Here is a 445-nt window from a genome sequence, read left to right on the forward strand (position 1 = left end):
CGCCCCCGCCCGCCGCCGGGCGCCCGGCCCGGAGCGCCCCGGCCTCGACCGGCTCCGAATGGCGCTCACCGGACCCCGCGCCCGCCCGACGGCCGCGACGACCGAGGTGACGACCTCGGCGCGTGCCGTCGCCGAGGCCGCCGCGACGCTCGTCGGGTCCTCGCAGGAGCTCACGGTCGCGGTGCAGGAGTCGACGGAGCAGCTGCGCGGCGTGTCGGTCGGCGCGCGCGAGGTCGCCGACCGGGTCGTCTTCATGGCCGGCGGCGTGGTCGTCGAGGAGGGCCCCGCGGACGACGTCCTGCTGCGCCCGCAGCACGCGCTCACGCGCTCCTTCGTGGGCGCGATGGACTCGGCGGAGGTGTGAGCGTGCACCAGGACCGCACCCCCGCCCCGCCCGAGCGCGAGCCGCCCGTCCTCCCCGGTCACCCCGGCGTCCCCGCGGTGC

General features: G+C 79.8%; 1 pseudogene. It reads left to right on the top strand.

Features of this window, described 5'->3' with window-relative positions:
* A pseudogene (locus AEA42_RS22750) lies at nucleotides 1-364 on the top strand (hypothetical protein); the annotation flags it as partial.
* Nucleotides 365-445 lie beyond the last annotated feature (81 nt).

Source organism: Shewanella sp. Sh95 (assembly GCF_001308045.1).
Classification (GTDB): Bacteria; Pseudomonadota; Gammaproteobacteria; order Enterobacterales; family Shewanellaceae; genus Shewanella; species Shewanella xiamenensis.